General features: G+C 66.1%; 17 protein-coding genes and 2 tRNA genes. 11 read left to right on the forward strand and 8 right to left on the reverse strand.

Features of this window, described 5'->3' with window-relative positions:
• Nucleotides 1-31: 31 nt before the first annotated feature.
• Entirely contained in the window at nucleotides 32-781 is a 750-nt protein-coding gene (gene truA, locus ACZ5BT_RS08445) for a tRNA pseudouridine(38-40) synthase TruA (protein WP_464884156.1), read from the forward strand.
• On the opposite strand, the gene ACZ5BT_RS08450 is transcribed toward truA, so the two are convergent.
• The 4 genes from ACZ5BT_RS08450 to ACZ5BT_RS08465 form a co-directional block, all read right to left on the reverse strand.
• Entirely contained in the window at nucleotides 766-1,857 is a 1,092-nt protein-coding gene (locus tag ACZ5BT_RS08450; protein ID WP_464884157.1) for an ABC transporter ATP-binding protein, read from the reverse strand. The two genes, truA and ACZ5BT_RS08450, sit on opposite strands and share 16 nt — an antisense overlap.
• Nucleotides 1,854-3,395, reverse strand: coding sequence for an ABC transporter permease (locus tag ACZ5BT_RS08455; RefSeq protein WP_464885806.1), 1,542 nt, complete (start codon nucleotides 3,393-3,395; stop codon nucleotides 1,854-1,856). The genes ACZ5BT_RS08450 and ACZ5BT_RS08455 overlap by 4 nt, the downstream gene beginning before the upstream one ends.
• Nucleotides 3,396-3,484: 89 nt before the next feature.
• Nucleotides 3,485-4,540, reverse strand: a complete 1,056-nt coding sequence (locus ACZ5BT_RS08460; protein ID WP_464884158.1) for an iron ABC transporter substrate-binding protein — start codon at nucleotides 4,538-4,540, stop codon at nucleotides 3,485-3,487.
• A 111-nt stretch (nucleotides 4,541-4,651) separates the two neighbouring features.
• Nucleotides 4,652-5,530, reverse strand: coding sequence for a metalloenzyme (locus ACZ5BT_RS08465; protein ID WP_464884159.1), 879 nt, complete (start codon nucleotides 5,528-5,530; stop codon nucleotides 4,652-4,654).
• A 98-nt stretch (nucleotides 5,531-5,628) separates the two neighbouring features.
• On the opposite strand from ACZ5BT_RS08465, the gene ACZ5BT_RS08470 reads away from it, so the two are divergent.
• From ACZ5BT_RS08470 to lon, 6 genes are all read left to right on the forward strand, one after another.
• Nucleotides 5,629-5,705, forward strand: a tRNA-His gene (locus tag ACZ5BT_RS08470).
• 59 nt (nucleotides 5,706-5,764) lie between these two features.
• Nucleotides 5,765-5,851, forward strand: a tRNA-Leu gene (locus ACZ5BT_RS08475).
• Nucleotides 5,852-5,888: 37 nt separating this feature from the next.
• Complete coding sequence (gene tig, locus ACZ5BT_RS08480; protein ID WP_464884160.1) at nucleotides 5,889-7,109, forward strand: trigger factor; 1,221 nt, start codon at nucleotides 5,889-5,891, stop codon at nucleotides 7,107-7,109.
• 56 nt (nucleotides 7,110-7,165) lie between these two features.
• Nucleotides 7,166-7,753 (forward strand): ATP-dependent Clp protease proteolytic subunit, encoded by a 588-nt coding sequence (locus ACZ5BT_RS08485; RefSeq protein ID WP_464884161.1) that lies wholly within the window; start codon nucleotides 7,166-7,168, stop codon nucleotides 7,751-7,753.
• On the forward strand, nucleotides 7,737-8,945 hold the full coding sequence (clpX, locus tag ACZ5BT_RS08490) for an ATP-dependent Clp protease ATP-binding subunit ClpX (RefSeq protein WP_464884162.1): 1,209 nt from the start codon (nucleotides 7,737-7,739) through the stop codon (nucleotides 8,943-8,945). Before ACZ5BT_RS08485 ends, clpX begins: the two co-directional genes overlap by 17 nt.
• A gap of 7 nt (nucleotides 8,946-8,952) precedes the next feature.
• Nucleotides 8,953-11,331 carry an endopeptidase La gene (gene lon / locus ACZ5BT_RS08495; RefSeq protein ID WP_464884163.1) on the forward strand — a complete coding sequence of 793 codons (2,379 nt, stop codon included), beginning with the start codon at nucleotides 8,953-8,955 and terminating at the stop codon, nucleotides 11,329-11,331.
• On the opposite strand, the gene ACZ5BT_RS08500 is transcribed toward lon, so the two are convergent.
• The 4 genes from ACZ5BT_RS08500 to ACZ5BT_RS08515 are packed head-to-tail and all read right to left on the reverse strand — an operon-like array spanning nucleotide 11,332 to nucleotide 14,386.
• The gene (locus ACZ5BT_RS08500) at nucleotides 11,332-12,246 is read right to left on the reverse strand and encodes an FAD-dependent oxidoreductase (RefSeq protein ID WP_464884164.1); all 915 of its coding nucleotides are present in this window, start codon (nucleotides 12,244-12,246) and stop codon (nucleotides 11,332-11,334) included.
• Nucleotides 12,188-12,559 (reverse strand): hypothetical protein, encoded by a 372-nt coding sequence (locus ACZ5BT_RS08505; RefSeq protein WP_464884165.1) that lies wholly within the window; start codon nucleotides 12,557-12,559, stop codon nucleotides 12,188-12,190. Before ACZ5BT_RS08505 ends, ACZ5BT_RS08500 begins: the two co-directional genes overlap by 59 nt.
• Before the next feature lie 28 nt (nucleotides 12,560-12,587).
• Nucleotides 12,588-13,916 carry a tRNA (N6-isopentenyl adenosine(37)-C2)-methylthiotransferase MiaB gene (miaB, locus tag ACZ5BT_RS08510; RefSeq protein ID WP_464884166.1) on the reverse strand — a complete coding sequence of 443 codons (1,329 nt, stop codon included), beginning with the start codon at nucleotides 13,914-13,916 and terminating at the stop codon, nucleotides 12,588-12,590.
• A complete protein-coding gene (locus ACZ5BT_RS08515; protein WP_464884167.1) occupies nucleotides 13,913-14,386 on the reverse strand; it encodes a putative dsRNA-binding protein in 474 nt (157 codons plus the stop codon). The genes miaB and ACZ5BT_RS08515 overlap by 4 nt, the downstream gene beginning before the upstream one ends.
• Nucleotides 14,387-14,477: 91 nt before the next feature.
• Here ACZ5BT_RS08515 and ACZ5BT_RS08520 point away from each other — a divergent pair, with 91 nt between their 5' ends.
• From ACZ5BT_RS08520 to ACZ5BT_RS08535, 4 genes are read left to right on the forward strand one after another with little or no spacing between them, the layout of a single operon-like run.
• The gene (locus ACZ5BT_RS08520) at nucleotides 14,478-15,128 is read left to right on the forward strand and encodes a response regulator transcription factor (RefSeq protein ID WP_464884168.1); all 651 of its coding nucleotides are present in this window, start codon (nucleotides 14,478-14,480) and stop codon (nucleotides 15,126-15,128) included.
• On the forward strand, nucleotides 15,128-16,123 hold the full coding sequence (locus ACZ5BT_RS08525) for a M20/M25/M40 family metallo-hydrolase (RefSeq protein WP_464884169.1): 996 nt from the start codon (nucleotides 15,128-15,130) through the stop codon (nucleotides 16,121-16,123). The genes ACZ5BT_RS08520 and ACZ5BT_RS08525 overlap by 1 nt, the downstream gene beginning before the upstream one ends.
• 4 nt (nucleotides 16,124-16,127) lie before the next feature.
• Nucleotides 16,128-16,415 (forward strand): hypothetical protein, encoded by a 288-nt coding sequence (locus ACZ5BT_RS08530; RefSeq protein WP_464884170.1) that lies wholly within the window; start codon nucleotides 16,128-16,130, stop codon nucleotides 16,413-16,415.
• Nucleotides 16,412-17,269 carry a hypothetical protein gene (locus ACZ5BT_RS08535; RefSeq protein ID WP_464884171.1) on the forward strand — a complete coding sequence of 286 codons (858 nt, stop codon included), beginning with the start codon at nucleotides 16,412-16,414 and terminating at the stop codon, nucleotides 17,267-17,269. The genes ACZ5BT_RS08530 and ACZ5BT_RS08535 overlap by 4 nt, the downstream gene beginning before the upstream one ends.
• Nucleotide 17,270 lies beyond the last annotated feature (1 nt).

Consider the following 17,270-nt stretch of genomic DNA (forward strand, 5'->3'; position numbering starts at 1 on the left):
GGCACTGACGGTATATTCGCTTGGAGGTTCGATGCGGCGGATCAAGTTGCATATTGAGTACGACGGAACCGGGTTTGCCGGGTTCCAAAGGCAGGGAAAGGGCGAGCGCACGGTCCAAGGGGTTCTCGAGGCCGCCCTTCGCCGTCTGCCCGGCGCCCGTCCGAAGGTGGTGGCCGCGGGGCGGACCGACGCCGGGGTTCATGCCCTCGACCTTCCCCTTCACTACGACACCGAAGACCGAATTCCCATCGAACGGGTGCCGTTGGCATTGAACGCGCTCTTGCCGCCCGATGTCCGGGTGCTTCGGGCCGAGCATGTCCCCCTGAGTTTCCATGCCCGAAAGAGTGCCAGGTGGCGGGCCTACCGCTACCTCGTGCGCGTTTCGGAATCACCGAGCGCCATCTGGCGCTACCGGGCGCACTGGTTGAGGCGGCCGCTGGAATTGGCCCCGATTCGAGTGGCGCTCGACTCCCTGGTAGGGGCGCACGATTTCAAGGCCTTCGCGACCAGGGAGACGCGGCCAACGAAAAAGCGCCTCTTCCGGGCTGAAGTCTGGCGGGAGGGGTCGCTGGTGGTCTTCGAGTTCGTGGGGGACGGCTTTTTGCGGGGGCAGGTGCGGACCATGGTCGGCACCTTGATCGAGGTGGGGCTCGACAAGCGGGCTCCGGAGGATGTGGCCCGGTTGCTCGAATCGGGTAGCCGCGCTCAAGCGGGACCGAGTGCTCCGCCCCAGGGGCTCTACTTTGTGGCGGCGGGCTACCGCCCCTACCCTTCTCGGTGAGTCGGCGGACCCGCCTCCACCGGAATTTCCGCCGAGCCGGACTCGTCGAGTTTTTCTCCGAGGACCACCGCGACCTCCCGGACCCGGATCACCACCGACTCGCCCACCTGCCAGGGTGCGCGGTAACCGGTTTGAACCCGGTAGGTTCCGTGCTCGGTGCGCACCTTAAACGTCAGGTCGTGACCTTTGAAGCTCCGCTTGACGATCTGGCCCTTGAGTCCGCGGCGGTCAGGCGGGAGGAGTTCGAGGTGCTCGGGCCGCAGTGAGAGGAGAACGTGGCCCCAGGCCTCCTTGTCGAGGGGAAGCGTACCCAGGGGAGTGTCGGCGAAGCGGCCGTGGGCCAGGCCGCGCACCAGGTTGGTGTTGCCGAGAAAGCGGGCGACAAACGGTGTCGCCGGGTGGTGGTAGACCTCCTCGGGCCGCCCCACCTGCTCGAGCCGTCCTTCCCGGATCACCGCGATGCGGTCGGCAAAGGAGAGCGCTTCCTCCTGGTCGTGGGTCACCATGATGGCGCCGGTCCCGGTTTGTTTGAGGATCGAGCGCACTTCCTCGCGCGTGCTCTCGCGCAGACCGGCATCGAGGCTCGAAAAGGGTTCGTCGAGGAGGATGAGCTTGGGTTTCGGCGCCAGCGCCCGGGCCAGGGCCACCCGTTGCTGCTGCCCGCCCGAGAGTTCGTGCGGGTAGCGTCGGGCGAAGAGCGTGAGGCCCACGAGATCGAGCACCTCTTCGGCACGCCGCCGGCGTTCCCTGGCCGAGAGCCCTTTGAGGCCAAAGGTGACGTTGCCCAAAACGGTGAGGTGGGGAAAGAGCGCGTAGTCCTGGAAAACGAAACCGATGCCCCGCGACTCCGGCGGTACGTGTCTTCCCGGGCCGCTGAGCAGGCGCCCCTCGAACCACACCTCTCCCTGATCCGGACGCTCAAACCCCGCGATGAGGCGCAGGGTGGTGGTTTTGCCACTCCCCGAGGGACCGATGATGGCCAGGATCTCCCCGGCCTCGAGATCAAAACTGATGCCTCGGACCACGTGCTGGCCGTCGAAGCGCTTGCTCAACTCGACAGCGCGCAAGAGCTTCACTTCGCACTCCCTTCCCACGCCAAGAGCATTCCAGCGAAGATCGCCCCGCTGGCGAGGAGGACCAGCGCATAGGGGGCGGCTTCGGCGAACATGGCCTCCTGGGTGTAACTCCATACGTTTATGGCCAGGGTGTCGTAACCGATCGGCGCCAGGAGCAGTGTGAGTGGCAGTTCCTTCATGGCCGAGAGGAAGACCAGGATCCCCCCGCTGGCAAGCCCCGGCCAGAGCAGGGGGAGGAGGATCCGGGTGAACACGGCGTAGGTCCGGGTACCGAGGGCTCGCGCCGCTTCCTCGATGGCCACCGGGATTTGGCTCAGCGTCCCCCGCAGCGGGCTCAGGGCCTCGGCGAGGAAGTGAAAGGTGTAAGCGTAAATGAGGAGAAAGATCGTTTGATAGAGCCAGGGCACGGCCTTGAGGGTAAAGAAGATCAGCGCCAGGGCCAGCACCAGGGGTGGAATGGCATAGCCCAGGTAGGCCGCGCGCTCAAGCGTCCGGGCTGCCCCCCGGGCGTAGCGAACGCCCAGATAGGCGAGGGGCAGCGCCAGGGCCAGGGCGAAAAAGGCCGCCGGGGCGCTGGCAAAAGCAGAACGGGCCAGGGCCTCGAGGAGGTCGCCGCGATCGATTCTGGCAAAGCCCGCGCGCGCCCAGTAGAGCAGCACCGACAAGGGAAGGCCAATGCTGAACAAGAAGAGCCCGGTGACGTACCCCTGGGCGAGGGGCCGGAGCCGACCAAGGCGGAGCTTTGCCGGCGGGCGCTTTTGCGTGCGGGCGACGGCGAGCCGGGTGGCCCTGGCCTCGAGGAAGAGCACCACCGAGGTGAGGGCGAGGAGCCAGAGCGCGAGCCAGGCCGCGCCCACGCGGTCGTAGGCGGTGCTGTATTGCAGATAGATGGCGTAGCTGAAGGTGGGGTAGCGCATCAGGCTCACCACGCCAAAGTCCCCGAAAACGTGCAGGGCCACGATGAGCCCGCCGGCCATAACCGCCGGCACGAGCTGGGGGAGGACCACCCGGATGAAAACGCTCGTTGGCGGGTGGCCCAGAACCCGGGCGGCTTCCTCGAGGGCCGGGTCGAGTCGCAAAAACGCGCTGCGGAGGTTCATGTAGAAATAGGGGTAGGTGTAGAGCGAGAGCGCGAGCAACGCCCCCACGTAGCCGCTGAGGTGGGGAAGGGCGACGCCGAAGACCTTCGCCGCCAGGCCGTAGGGCCCGCCGAGCGAGAGCAGGGCGTAGGCGGTGACGTAGCTCGGAACCGCAAGCGGCAGCACGCCGATGAGCGAGGCGAGCCGGCTCGCCGGGAGGTCGGTGCGGGTGGTGAGCCAGGCGAGCGGAAAGGCCAGTAGGAGCGAGAGAACGAGGACGCTCGCGGTGAGTTTGAGCGTGCTCGCGAGCAGCTCGAGGTTGCGGGGTCGAAACACGACGTCGGCGAGTGTTTCGGCATCGATCTCCAGCGCCCTGAGCACCAGGTAGAAAAGGGGCAACCCCACGGCTGCGAGGGTGATGAACCCGGGAAGCAGCAGGTAAAACGGTGGTCGCTTCATCATCGCTTTGCGTCCAGCATCTCGTTCCGTTCCCGGCCTTTCCGGTCAAGGAGGTTGGCCACCCGGGCTGCCCGGGTGGCCTTCGGGCGCTAGAGCAGATCGAGCGCCCTGAGGAGCTTTAGCGTACCATCCAGGTCCTTGAGTTCGCTGAAATCGAGCTCGGGGCTCAGCTTAAGGGCATCGGAGACCGGAAGCATGTAGCTCGGGGTGGCCACGTCCGGAATCACGGGGTATTCGTGGACCGCGCTCGCGGCGTAACTTTGGGCTTCCTGCGAGAGCAAGAAGCGGAGGAAGGACTCGGCCAGCGCCCGATCCTCGCTGTGCTTCAAGACGCCGGCGCCGGTGATCAGGGCGAGGTTGCCCACGTCGCCGGGTGCGAAGTGGTACATGGCCACCGGGAGCGAGGGGTTGGCTTTTGGCTCCTCGCCTTCCTCGCCTTCTTCTTCCTCCTTGCCTTCGAATTCGCCTTCAGCGCCGCCATACTTGAGTCGGTAAACGTAGTAGTGGTTGGTCAGGGCGATGTCGATTTCGCCCGAGGCGAGGGCCAGGAGCATCGGGGTGTTGGAAACGTAGGCCTTGGGCTTTAGGGCCTTCATTCCCGAGAGCCAGGCCCGGGTGGCCTCTTCGCCCTGGACCTTGCGCATGGCGGTGATGAAGTCCTGGAAGCTGGAATAGGCCGGCGTCCACCCGATCCGGCCCTTAAAGGCCTCGAGCTTCGGTAGGTCGAGCACCGATTTGGGCAGCGTGGCGGGATCAACTCGCTTGGGGTTGTAGGCCAGCACCCGGAAGCGAACCGTGACCGGGACCCAAAGGCCGTCTTTCGGTACGTAGCGGGCGGGACGGGCGAGCAGGTCTTTTGGCAACGGCGAGAGCAGCCCGTTGCGGCTGGCCTCGATCAGGGCGCCGGGGGTGTTGGCCCAAAGGAGATCCGCGGGGCTTCGCGAGCCCTCTTCTTGCAAGGCGGCGAGGAGCTGGGCGTCCTTGCCGTAGCGAACCTTGACCTTAATCCCGGTTTGGGCCTCGAACTTTTTCACCAAAGGCTCGACCAGCACCTTGGCTCGACCGGAATAGATCACCAGCGTTTGCGCCAGCCCTGGCGCGTTCGAGAGCATGAGTAGAGCCAGGAATCCATACACTATTCGCATCAACCGTCGACACCTCTCCTTCATCATCCTCGGGGGCCTCGAGGTCCCTCCGGAACGAAGTCTAGAGGCTGGGGTTTTTAATGTCAAGTAAACCGCTCAGGATTTATTGATTTAGGAACGAGAACTGTTTTCGTTTTGTCGAGGATTCCTTCCCGGCTGTCCCGCGAGCGCCTCGAGGGCCCCTGCCAGAAAGACCCCGGCCCCGACCAGATCCTCCGGGGCCGAAAGCCGCTTTACCAGGGGGCCCGCGGCCAGGAAAGGGACGGGGTTTGGTGTGTGCCTCTTGTGCCAGGGTTCCTCGGCGTTGCCGTGATCGGACGAGAGAACCAGCGTCGCACCGGGGGCGGCTTCCAGGAACTCGGCGGCAAAAGCGTCGAGCCTTTGCAGCAGCTCGGGGACCATCCGGGGGTCGCGGTGCCCGGCGAGGTCAAGCGCCCAGAACTCGAGGACCACGAACGGGTAGCTCCGAACCAGCTCGGCGGCGCGGCGGGCCTCGCGGCGAGGGGCCTCGAGGACGGCGTCGAGCGCGCCCGGTGCGCCCAGCGGCAACAGCGGAAGATCTGAGGCTTTGGCAGCGTAGGCAAAGGCGGAAAGCGGTGGTCGGCGCGAGGTCGCGATTTTTGCCAGGTAGCGCTCGGTGTAGCCGTTGGCGTGGTGGTAGGGAAGGCCGAGCCGCCTGGCCCTTTGTGGCAACGAGGCGCTTTGGAGCAGGGCCTTGAGCGCGGGGCCGGGGAAGGGCCCGTGGTGGTATCCGAGGCGTCGGGCGGCGTTTTGCCCCGTGAGCAGCGTCGTTTGCCCGGTGGCCGACTGGGGCAGGCCCGGGGTGTCGAGGCGGGCGTCGAGTAAACGGTAGAGGTGGTCAGGCCCCTGAACGGGGTGCGGGCCGAGCGCGGCGAGCTCCCCTTTAAGGAAGGGAAGCGGTGTGGTCGAAAGTGGGCTTTCGGGGTTTTCGGTGACGCCGAGCCCGTCGACGAAGAGGAAAAGGAGCACGCCACCAGTCTACGCGCCCCGGCCCGGCTGCAGGGCCCGAGGGATGCTTTCCTTGACGCAAGGTAGGCGCTTGCCTACAATGGCCTATGCTGGGCGCGGTGAGCGTAGCTCAGCTGGTGAGAGCACCGGTCTGTGGAACCGGGGGTCGTGGGTTCGAGTCCCATCGCTCACCCCAGCAAACCACCCCGAAACGGGGTGGTATTCTTAAGGAGGCAGGGCGGCCCGACCGGGCCAGCGAGGATGGCGGAATTTGGTAGACGCGCCAGACTTAGGATCTGGTGGGGTATTCCCGTGCGGGTTCAAGTCCCGCTCCTCGCACCAAAGGGTCGGGCCGTCTTTCGCATGTGTGAGGTGACAAATGGCAGAGATCGTCGAGCGTGAGGGCTACCGGGTGCGCGTCAAGGTCGAGGTTCCGGCCGAAAAGGTCGGCGAGAGCTATGAACGGGTGCTCGCCAAGTACAAGGCGCGGGTTCGGGTACCCGGATTTCGGCCCGGACGCGTGCCCCGAAAGGTCCTCGAGGCCCGGATCGGCCGCGAGGCCCTGCTCGAGGAGGTGCGCGAGCTTCTCGTCGATGAGAGCTTTGGCGAGGCGGTCCGCGAGCTCGGCCTTTCGCCGGTTGCGGCCCGGTTGGTCGAGGGCGAGGTGAAGGAGGGCGAGCCCTTCGTTTACGAGATCGAGGTGCAGAACTACCCCGAGGTCGAGCTCCCGGACTGGAAGACCTTCGAACTCACGGCCAGCGCCCCCGAGATCACCGAGGATGTGGTTGACTCGGCGCTCGAGGAGCTGCGCGAGCGCTACGCCGAGATCGAGGAGGTCGAGCGCCCGGCCGAGGCCGGGGACGTGGTGGTGGTGGCCACCGAGCAAGGCGAGCTTCCGGTCGATCTGGCCAAGGCGCCGGAAGCAGTGGTACATGCCCTCAAGGGCAAAGCGGTGGGGGATACGGTGACGCTTCCGGTCTTCGATGAATCGGGCGAGGTATCCTCGAACCTCGAGGCCACCATCCGCTCGATCAAGGCGGTCCGTCGCCCCGAGCTCGACGACGAGTTCGCCAAGACCCTGGGCTTTGACACCATGGAAGCGGCCCGGGCGAAGGTGCGGGAGGAGCTTGAGCAGCGGGCCGAGGCCGATGCCCGGGAAGCCCGGAAGGCCGAATTCCTCGATAAACTCGCCGAGGGCCTTGTGGTCGAGATCCCGCCGGCGATGATCGATCGCGAGATCCGGGCCATCTGGGAGGAAATCGCCGAGGATATGGCCAAAAAGGGCGTGCCCTTCGAGGACTACCTGAAGCAGCTCGAGCGCGAGGGGAAGTTCGAAGAGTTTAAGGCCGACATCGAGAAGACCGCCGAGCGCCGGGTTCGCCGCGGCTTGGCGGTGGAGCGCTTGATCGAGGCGCTGGGGACCGAGCTCGGCGAGGAGGAGTGGAAAGCCCACCTCGCGGACCTGGCCCAGCGCTACGGCCTCAGCGTCGAGGATTTTGAGAAGGCGGTTGGGGAGGACGGTCTGCGCCGGCTCTATGTCCGCCGTCTCCACGACAAGGCCCTCGAAGAAGCCCTAAAAAGCCTTGAGGCGGCCTCTTGAGCAATACCGTCTTAGGGCACGGACGCCGGCGCGGGTCGGCGTAGAATGGTCACACCATGGTTGTGCCTTACGTCATTGAACAAACCGCTCGAGGCGAGCGTGTCTACGATATCTATTCACGGCTGCTCAAGGACCGGATCATCTTCCTGGGCACGCCAATCGATTCCCAGGTCGCGAACACGGTCGTGGCCCAGATGCTTTTCCTCGAGGCGCAAAACCCCAAGCAGGAGATCAAGCTCTACATCAACTCGCCAGGCGGCGAGATCGACGCCGGGCTTGCCATCTACGACACCATGCAATACGTCAGCGCCCCGGTGTCGACCATCGTGGTGGGGTTGGCGGCGAGTATGGCCGCGGTGATCTTGGCCGCCGGCGAGCCGGGCCGACGCTTTGCCTTGCCCAACTCCCGGGTGATGATCCATCAGCCCTGGGGTGGGGCGCGCGGGCAGGCCGCGGACATCGCCATCGAGGCCGAGCAGATCATTAAGATGCGCGAAAAGCTCAACCGCATCCTCTCCGAGCACACCGGGCAGCCGCTCGAACGGGTGACCCGGGACACCGACCGCAATTTCTGGATGGAGGCCGAAGAAGCCAAGGCCTACGGTCTGGTGGATCAGGTGGTGCGACGTGGCGAAGAGAGCTAGGACCTCGTGCAGTTTCTGCGGGCGGAGCTATCCCGAGGTGGACCGGCTTTTTGAGTCGCCCCTCGGAGAGGCGTATGTCTGCGACGAGTGCGTCGAGCGTGCCCACGAGCTGCTCGAGGAGACCCGGCCTCGCGTGGTCCAGCGCGGGCCCAAGCACCTCCCCAAGCCCAGGGAGATCAAGGCCTTCCTCGACGAGTACGTCATCGGCCAGGAAGCGGCGAAGAAGGTGCTTTCGGTCGCCGTCTACAACCACTACAAGCGGATTCGCCACCGCCAGACCGAGGGCGACGTTGAGATACAAAAATCCAACATCCTTCTGGTCGGCCCCACCGGGACGGGGAAGACGCTGCTTGCGGAAACGCTGGCCCGGCGGCTGGAGGTGCCCTTTGCCATCGCCGACGCGACCACGCTCACAGAAGCGGGCTATGTTGGTGAAGACGTCGAGAACGTGGTGCTCAGGCTTTTGCAGGCCGCCAACATGGACGTCGAGGCCGCCGAGCAGGGGATCATCTACATCGACGAGATCGATAAGATCGCCCGTAAGTCGGAAGGACCTTCGATCACCCGCGACGTCTCCGGTGAGGGCGTCCAGCAGGCGTTGCTCAAGATCATCGAGGGTACCGTGGCCCACGTACCGCCCCAGGGTGGCCGCAAGCACCCCCACCAGGAGCTGATCCCGGTCAACACCAAAAACATCCTCTTCATCCTCGGTGGGGCCTTCGATGGCCTTTCGGAGATCCTCAAGGCCCGGGTGGATCAAAACCCCATCGGCTTCGCCGCCAAAAAGCAGGCCAGCCTGCCCGAGATCATCCCCGAGGACCTGGTCAAGTACGGCCTCATCCCCGAGTTCGTGGGGCGGGTGCCGGTGATCGTCGAGCTCACGGACCTCGACGAGGCGGCTCTGGTACGCATTCTCACCGAGCCCAAAAACGCCTTGGTCAAGCAGTACCAGGCGCTTTTTGCCATGGAGGGGGTCGAACTGGTCCTGACCGACGCAGCCTTGCGCGAGATCGCCCGCCGAGCCAAGGCCCGGGGCACCGGGGCCCGCGGCCTGCGGGCGGTCATCGAAAAGAGCATGTACGAGATCATGTACGCCCTGCCGGGGTCCGGGGTGAAACGTGTCGTCTTCGACGCCAAGCACCTCGACGATCCGCTCTCGGCGCTGAAGCCGGATCTCAGGCAGGCGAGCTAGGAGGAGGATGCGACTGTTTCAACGCAAGCCCAAACGACCGCTCCTGCCGCTTCGCAGCCTGGTGGTGATGCCGCACACCCAGGCCGAGGTCGACGTTGGACGCGCCGGTTCGAAACTGGCCATCGAGCGGGCGCTCTCGGCCGAGGGGCAGATTTTCCTCGCCACCCAAAAGCGTCCCGAGGTCGATTTCCCCGGGCTTGATGACCTTTACCCCATGGGGGTCCTGGCCGAGGTGCGCCGTGTGAACCGGCTGCCCGACGGCACGTTCCAGGTCGTGGTCGAGGCGATGGGAAGGGCGCGTCTTTTGGGCCTTACCGGTCAGGACCTCCTTTGGGCCGAGTATGAGGACGTGCCCGAACCCGAGATCAAGGATCCCGAGCTCGTTCGGGCGTTGCTGGAAAAGGTGCGGCGGGCCTTTGGCCAGTACGTCGCCTCGCATAAGAGCCTGCGCCTGGACCGCTACCAGCTCGAGGCCATCCAGGGGCTCGCCGACCCGGCACGCCTGGCCGACATGGTGACCCACCACGCCACCTGGACGACCGAGGAAAAGCTCACCATTTTGTCCGAGGTGGCGATCGAGGCCCGGCTCGAGCGGGTGCTGACGCTGCTCGCGCGCGACCTCGAGCGTTTCGACCTCGACCGCAAGATCGCCGCTCGCGTCAAGGAGCAGATGGACAAAAACCAGCGCGAATACTACCTGCGCGAGCAGATGAAGGCGATCCAAAAGGAGCTCGGTGGCGGCGAGGACCACCTGGCTGAGGTCGAGGCCTTGCGCGAGCGCATTCAAAAGAAAGACTTCCCCGACGAGGTTCGGGAAAAGGCCGAGCGCGAGCTCGACCGTTACCAGCGCATGCAACCGGGGAGCCCGGAAGCCAGCGTGGTCCGGACCTACCTGGAGTGGCTCTTGGATCTGCCCTGGCGGGAAGCCACGGAAGACGTCATCGATCTGCCCCGGACCCGGAAGATCCTGGACGAAGATCATTACGGTCTCGACGAGGTCAAGGAGCGGATCCTGGAGTTTTTAGCGGTTCGAAAGCTCGCGGGGGATGAGGGCGCCAAGGGGCCGATCCTCTGTTTGGTCGGGCCGCCCGGGGTGGGGAAGACCTCGCTCGGACGCTCGGTGGCCCGGAGCATGCAGCGGAACTTCGTACGCATCTCCCTGGGCGGGGTTCGGGACGAGGCCGAGATCCGCGGCCACCGGCGCACCTATGTCGGGGCGCTGCCCGGCAAGATCATCCAGGGGATGAAGCGCGCCGGCTCCAATAACCCGGTTTTCCTCCTCGACGAGGTCGACAAGCTGGCCTCCGACTGGCGCGGGGATCCGGCTTCTGCCTTGCTCGAGGTCCTGGACCCCGAGCAAAATAAGGCCTTCCAGGACCACTACCTCGAGGTCCCCTACGACCTCTCGCGGGTCTTCTTCATCGTCACCGCCAACACCCTCTCGACCATCCCCCGGCCGTTGCTCGACCGCATGGAGGTCATCGAGATCCCCGGGTACACGCCGCTGGAGAAGGTGAAGATCGCCCGCCATTTCCTGTGGCCCAAGGTGTCCCGGCGAGCGGGGGTCGAGGGCAGGGTGCAGCTTGAGGAGACGGCGCTCCGTCGAATGGTCGACGAATACACCCGCGAAGCCGGCGTTCGCGGCCTGGAGCGTCAGCTCGCCAAAGTGGCGCGCAAATTCGCCCGCAAGTACCTCGAGGCCCCGTGGGAGGGCGTCTACGACGTGAAGCCCGGCGACCTCGAAAGCCTGCTCGGTGCGCCGAAATACCGCCCCGACCGGGTGGAAAAGGACCCCCAGGTGGGTGTGGCTCAGGGGCTGGCCTGGACCGGCGACGGGGGCGCGCTCCTGACCATCGAGGTGCTGGCGGTGCCCGGCAAGGGCCGGTTGAAGCTGACCGGCAATCTGGGCTCGGTCATGAAGGAGTCTGCCGAGGCGGCCCTCACCTATCTCCGGGCCAGGGCCGACCGCTACGACCTCCCGCCGGATTTCCACGAAAAGTGGGACCTCCACGTCCACATCCCCGAAGGCGCGGTGCCGAAGGACGGGCCTTCGGCGGGGGTCACCCTGGCGGTGGCCATCGCCAGCGCCCTCAGCGGGCGCCCGGTACGCATGGACCTGGCGATGAGCGGAGAGATCACGCTTCGGGGCAAGGTCCTCCCGGTCGGCGGGATTAAGGAAAAACTCCTGGCCGCGTTTTTGTCGGGGGTTTCCCGGGTGCTTTTGCCGAAAGAGAACGGCCCCGATCTGGCCGAGCTGCCGCCTGAGGTGCGGGAGGGCTTGGAGATCGTTCTGGTCGAGGACGTGACCGAGGTCCTCGACGCGGCGCTGCTGCCGCTCGCGCCCGAGGTGAGGGACGCGCGCCCCGCCTGGCGGGCCGGGGCCTGATCAAAGGATCGTGCGGGCCAGCCTCCGCGCCCAAATTGGGGCGCGGAGGTGGCCTGTTGAGCCGAAGCCGGTGAAGAGAAAGCCGCCGGGAACCTCACGGAGGACCTGGTCCTTCAGGTAGCGCACGCCGGTGAAGGCCCCGATGGGGGTGGGCGGATAGCCGAGGATGGCCCTGGCCCTGGTTCTGAGCTCCTCGATCTCGTCGTGGGTCGGGGTGTGGGCCAGGAACCGGGGCACCGGGCGGTGGGTTCCCCCGAGCGCGCCGCCAACGTAGAAAACCCCCTGGATCACCCCATGGCCGGGCTCCTTGGTCAGCAGCAGCGTGCCGGCGACGAGCCGGCCCTCGAGGCCGGTGACCTCGGTGCCTTCGGCGCCCGCCGCCCAGATGACCGGCCCTTTGAGGAAGCGGCCGCTTTGGAGCCAAAGACCCTCCTGGAACCAGGCCACCACGCGGTCGTGAATGCGGGGAATATTCCGTAGAAGCGCCGGGATCAGGGTACGGGGGTGCATCCAGAACGCCTGGGGCAGGAAGAGCCGGTGGCCGCGCCAGACGGTTTCGATGCCCGCGTCCTTGAGGTTGGCCTGCCATTTGGGCACCGCTTCCGGGGGCACGACGTGTTCGAGCCCGAAGTGGAGCCTGGCGAATCGGCCGTAGAGCGACCTCGCCACCGCCAGCGTCTCGGCGGCGTCGGGGATGGCCTTGCCCCGCTGGGCCCGGACCGGGTTGAGGATCGCTACCGGGGCGTGGCTCGCGCCTTTGCCCGCGCTCACCACCAGCACCCGAAGGCCGAGGTCGACCAGGGTTCGGGCCACCGCCGCCCCGGCGATGCCGGCGCCGACCACCACGAAGTCGTGGTCAGGGGAAGCGGTAGCGGCCGTCTTCTTCTTGGGCAAGACCCCGCTCAGCGAGTTCATCGAGGACCTCCCGGGCTTCGGCGAGCGTCTTCCCGCTCACCGATGCCAGCTCGTCGGCGCTGACCGAGCCCTTTCGGAAAGCGAGGTGCATGGCCAGGCGTTCGAGGGCGGCCCTCGAGGGCCCGGCGGTCTCGATCCGTTGGCCCCAGACCCACACCAAGGCGAAGCTCGCGGCCCCGGCCAAGACCGATGGCAGGAGTGCGAGGACGGAAAACCACATCAGCGAAAAGCCGAGACCGAAGCCGGTGAGCGCGAGCGCCAGGCGCAGTGCGGCGATGGCCGGTCGTCGCTCGTTGCTTTTTTTCTCTGCCACCCGACCCTGCTCCTTTCAGCTCAAACGCTTACGCCGAAGCGGCTTCGACGGGCTCGGGAACGTAGATCTCGCCCGTGACCTCTCCGAAGAGGAGGTGGGGGCTGGCCTCGGTGATCCGAACCCGGTAGAGGCCCGGTCGCTTGGCCTGCTCCCCGGGCACCAAAACGGGGTGGTTGCCCCGGTCGTGGCCCTCGGCGAAACCACTCTCCTTAGCCTCGCCCCGGATCAAGACCTCGACCTCGCGGCCGACCCAGCGCCGGTTTTTCTCATGGCTCCACGCCTTTTGCTTTTCGATGAGCTGTTGCAAGCGGGCCACCTTGACCTCGCGGGGCAGATCTTCGAAGTGCTTGGCCGCGGGGGTGCCGGGACGGGCCGAGTAGATGAACATGAAGGCGTGGTCGAAGCCGACCTCGTCGTAGAGGGAGAGGGTTTGGGCGAAATCTTCCTCGGTCTCGCCGGGGAAGCCCACGATGATGTCGGTCGAGAGCACCGCCTCGGGCAGGTAGTCACGGATCATGCGGATGCGCTCGAGGTAGTCCTCGCGCCGGTACTCTCGGGCCATACGCCGGAGCACCCGGTCCGATCCCGATTGCACCGGCAGGTGGATGTAGTGGGTGATGGTGGGGGTTTCGGCAATGGCCCGGACGATGTCCTCGGTAAAGTTGACCGGGTGACTGGTCAAAAAGCGCACCCGCGGGATGCCCACGCTCCCCACCAGGCGCAGGAGCTCGGCGAACGTAGGATAGCGCGGGTTATCCCGGCCGTAGGAGTTGACGTTCTGACCGAGCAGGGTGACCTCGACCACCCCGGCGGCTTTCAGGTTTTCCACTTCCTTGAGGATGAGATCGGGGTGGCGGCTGACCTCCACCCCACCGCGGGTGGTCGGGACCACGCAGTAGGTGCAGCGGTGGTTGCAGCCGCGGATGATGGCCACGTGGGCCGAGAGGGCGCCTTCAGGCGGCGGCGCGACCAGCTGGTTGACGTCGTCGCGGAACGAGAGGTCCCAGAACTTGTCGTGGGCATCGAGCGCCTTGCCGATCTCGGAGATGGCGCCGGGCCCGATGAGGATATCGACCTCGAACTTCCGGGCCATCGCCTGGCCCTCCTCGAGCTGGGCCAGGCAGCCCATCATGCCGATGAGAATGCCCCGCCGTGCTTTCTCCTTGCGGAGCTTGCCGAGAAGGCTTTTCACCTTCTCCACCGGTTTGCCGCGTACGGCGCAGGTGTTGACCAGAACGAAGTCCGCGTCTTCGACCGCGTCGACCAGCTGAACCCCGAGGCTGACCAGTTCCGAGGCCACCACGTGGGTGTCGTACTCGTTCATCTGGCAGCCGTAGGTGATGATGTGGGCCTTCATCCCTCACCCCCGATCCCGATCTCCTCGATCATTCCCTTGTAGATCTCGCTGGCCAGCCGGACCACCTGATCGGCGGCTTCGGGGCCGCGCACCCCTTGGGGAATCCGTTGGTGGGCGACCCGGAGCGATTCGGCGAGGAGCTCGGGGAAGACCGGCCAGTGGCCGTTGGTGCTCGCCACCTTCTCCACCTGCGCTTCGGCGGGGGTGGAGGATTTTTTGTTGCGGCGCCGGCGGCTGCCTTTGGCCTCGCCATACTTTTGTTTGAGGACCTCGAGGGCCAGCTCGGCGGCGATCCGCTCGGCTTCGCGCTTGGTCGGGCCCTGGCCCGTGGCCACGACCTCGCCGTTGACGCTCACGTCGCTGATGTAGAGCGGGTCGGTGTCGCGGCCCGCGTTTTTTGTGTCGTATTCCGGTTTGCCGAGGCCTTTTTTCTGACAGTAAGCGGTCAGGGCGTTTTTGGGATGGACCATGTTCACCTCGTGGGTTATGGCTGGAGCGCCCGCTCGCGGGGCGGTCCCCATTTTAGCACGGGCGGTTTCGAATGTCCTAAAATAAGGGGCAATGATTAGAATTCTGTTGGCCGACGACCACGCCCTGTTTCGGGAAGGGCTGAAAAGTCTCTTGGAGTCCGAGCCCGATTTCCGGGTCATAGGGGAAGCCAGCGATGGCCGGGAGGCGCTCCGCGCGGCTTTGGAAGTGCGCCCCGACGTCATTCTCATGGATATCCAGATGCCGGGACTCGACGGGGTGGAGGCCACCAAGGAGATCTTGCGCGAGGATCCTGAGGCCAAGGTGGTCATGCTGACCATGTACCGCCAGGACGCTTACGTCTTCGAGGCGGTGAAGGCGGGTGCCCGCGGCTACCTTCTGAAGGATGCGAGCGCGCAGGAGCTCATCGACGCCATCCGCCGCGTGTGCTCTGGTGAAGTTCTGCTCGATGCCGAGCTCGCCGAGCGGATCATCCAGGATTTCCACGCCAAGGAAGGGGAGATTCCGAAATCAAAACGCGCCGAGCTGACCGATCGGGAGGTTCAGATCCTGCGCCTTTTGGCCCAGGGGTCGAGCAACCAGGAGATCGCGGACGAGCTGGGAATTTCGGAGAAGACGGTCCGGAACCGGCTTTCGGAGATCTTTGCCAAGCTTCACCTCAATAACCGGACCCAGGCCGCGCTCTACGCCATTCGCGAGGGTCTGGCTGACCTCGAGGACTAGTGGATCCCAAGGCGCTGCTTAAGGCGTTCGCGCCCGTTGCCGGGGAGGTGGAACGGCGGGCGTGGATCGTTGACACGTTGCGGGCGTTCGGCTTTTCCCCCCGGGTCGACGACGTGGGCAATGTGATCGTCGGCGAGGGCGATTTGCTGCTCGCCGCCCACTACGACACCGTCTTGTCCCCCCGGCCACTCCGGGAAGCCGAGGGCCGCCTCTACTCGCCGGGGGTGGGGGATAACAGCGCCGGGGTGGCCGTGCTCTTGGCCCTGGCGCCCGAGTTAGGCCACGCGACCTTGGGCTTCACCGTGGGCGAGGAGGGCCTCGGTAACCTCAAGGGAGCGCGGGCGCTGGTGGCGGCGCTTTCGCCCCGGATGATGATCGCGGTTGACGGATATCTGGGTACGGTGATCGCCGAGGCCGTCGGATCGGTTCGGCTCGCGGCCCACTTCAGGGGCCCGGGCGGGCATGCCTGGGGGGATCGGGGTCGGGCCAGCGCCGCCCACGCCCTCGGCGTGGCCCTGAGCGCTCTCTATGCCCTTCCCCTTGGGGAAAACGAGAGCCTCAACGCCGGACGCATCTGGGGCGGGAGCGCGGTGAACGCGATTCCCGCCGAGGCCGGCTTTACGCTCGACCTTCGTGCCACCGAGGCCGGCGCCCTCGATCGTTTGGTCGAACGGGTGCGGGCCACGCTTTTGGAGGCCGCCTCGCAGGTGGGGGTACGGCTCGAGATCGAGCACCTCGGACGGAGGCCGGCGGGGAAGACCGCGACCGAGGCCATGGTTTCGGCTGCGATCGAGTCGCTCCGTTCGCTCTCGGTTCCGGTGTCGCTCAAGGCCGCGTCCACCGACGCCGCGGCGGCGGTCGAAGCAGGCATACCCGCGCTGGCGTTCGGGGTCTACGTGGGCGGCGGAGCCCATACCGAGGAAGAGTGGGTCGAGCTCGACTCGCTGGACGTGGGGCTCCAGGCGCTCGCGAGCTTCGTTTCCCGGCTACGATAGAGGCGTGGACATGCTCACGCGCCTGAAACAGGAAGGGGTGTACTTTCTCTTCCGCGAACGCGAGGACGGGCCCGAGTATGCGCTGGCGGACCTCGAGGACGGCCGGTACCTCTTCGCCTTCACCACCGAGGCCAAGGCCCAGGTTCTGGCACGGATGTGGGATGCGGAAGTGGGGTATCACCCCGAGCCCGAGGCGGTGTTCTACGGTTTGCCGCCCGAGGCCCGGGGGCTGGTGGTCGACTTCGATCCCGAGAGCGAGGAGGCGTACCTGGTGAGGCGGGAGGAACTGTGAAGGTCGGCCTGCTCGATACCTGGCTCTCGCGGCGCTACCGGTCCTTTTGGGAAGCCTACTTGCGGGCCCTGGGGGTGACGCTGATCCTGCCGGAGGCGCCCTTCGAGGTTGCCCTCAAAGCGCCGGCGCCCGAGTGGGCGAGCCTGCCGCTCCGGGCCGTTTTGGGGCGAATCGATGAGCTGAAAGCCCGTGGCGCCGATGTGATCCTTCTTCCCGACGCCCAGCTCGGCGTCGAGGGAGAGCGGGGCGGCGGTCAATGCCCCTGGGTCCGCGATCTCGAGTCGACCGTCGAGTCCCTGCGCCCCGCTTCGCCAAAGCTCTTCGTGGTCCCTGCGGCGCTCGATTCCCACGTGCTCGGTCTTGCGGCCCGGCTCGGCTCGGAACTGGTGCGGAATCCCCAGGCGGTCCGGCTCGCCCTCGAGCGGAGCCGGGCCCAGATCAAGCCCTGCGGCCCTTACCGTTTGCCTGGATCCGATGCGGGCGTGGTGAGCGTTGGCCTCGTTGGCGAGCCTTACCTGATCGAAGAACCCAGGCTCTATCAGGGACTGCTCGAGGCCCTGGCCCCCTACGGAGTGGCGCTCGCCGATCGGGCGCCGGAAGAGCTTCGGCGCGAAGGTGAGCGCCTGGGGCTCAGGCTGGTGTTGCCGAGCGATCTGGAGTGGGCGGGGTCGGCGCACTACCTGGCCCGGCGGGCCTCGGTGAAGGTCGTGGTGTCTTTGGTGGAGCCCGAGTGCGAGGCCATGGCCCGCGTCGCGGGGTGGATCGCCGGGAAGCTTCCAAAGCCCATGATCGTGCATCGGCTTGACGGTTCGCCGGAGGAAACGCTTGCGGCGCTTGAGGGGTACAATTCTTGAC

It is taken from the genome of Vulcanithermus mediatlanticus (assembly GCF_055385885.1).

What these genes read in the sequence shown, in the direction of transcription:
- truA (WP_464884156.1), top strand. Translation starts at nt 32, where the DNA reads ATGCGGCGGATCAAGTTGCATATTGAGTACGACGGAACCGGGTTTGCC.
- ACZ5BT_RS08455 (WP_464885806.1), bottom strand. Translation starts at nt 3,395, where the DNA reads ATGAAGCGACCACCGTTTTACCTGCTGCTTCCCGGGTTCATCACCCTC.
- ACZ5BT_RS08460 (WP_464884158.1), bottom strand. Translation starts at nt 4,540, where the DNA reads ATGCGAATAGTGTATGGATTCCTGGCTCTACTCATGCTCTCGAACGCG.
- tig (WP_464884160.1), top strand. Translation starts at nt 5,889, where the DNA reads ATGGCAGAGATCGTCGAGCGTGAGGGCTACCGGGTGCGCGTCAAGGTC.
- ACZ5BT_RS08485 (WP_464884161.1), top strand. Translation starts at nt 7,166, where the DNA reads ATGGTTGTGCCTTACGTCATTGAACAAACCGCTCGAGGCGAGCGTGTC.
- lon (WP_464884163.1), top strand. Translation starts at nt 8,953, where the DNA reads ATGCGACTGTTTCAACGCAAGCCCAAACGACCGCTCCTGCCGCTTCGC.
- ACZ5BT_RS08500 (WP_464884164.1), bottom strand. Translation starts at nt 12,246, where the DNA reads ATGAACTCGCTGAGCGGGGTCTTGCCCAAGAAGAAGACGGCCGCTACC.
- miaB (WP_464884166.1), bottom strand. Translation starts at nt 13,916, where the DNA reads ATGAAGGCCCACATCATCACCTACGGCTGCCAGATGAACGAGTACGAC.
- ACZ5BT_RS08515 (WP_464884167.1), bottom strand. Translation starts at nt 14,386, where the DNA reads ATGGTCCATCCCAAAAACGCCCTGACCGCTTACTGTCAGAAAAAAGGC.
- ACZ5BT_RS08520 (WP_464884168.1), top strand. Translation starts at nt 14,478, where the DNA reads ATGATTAGAATTCTGTTGGCCGACGACCACGCCCTGTTTCGGGAAGGG.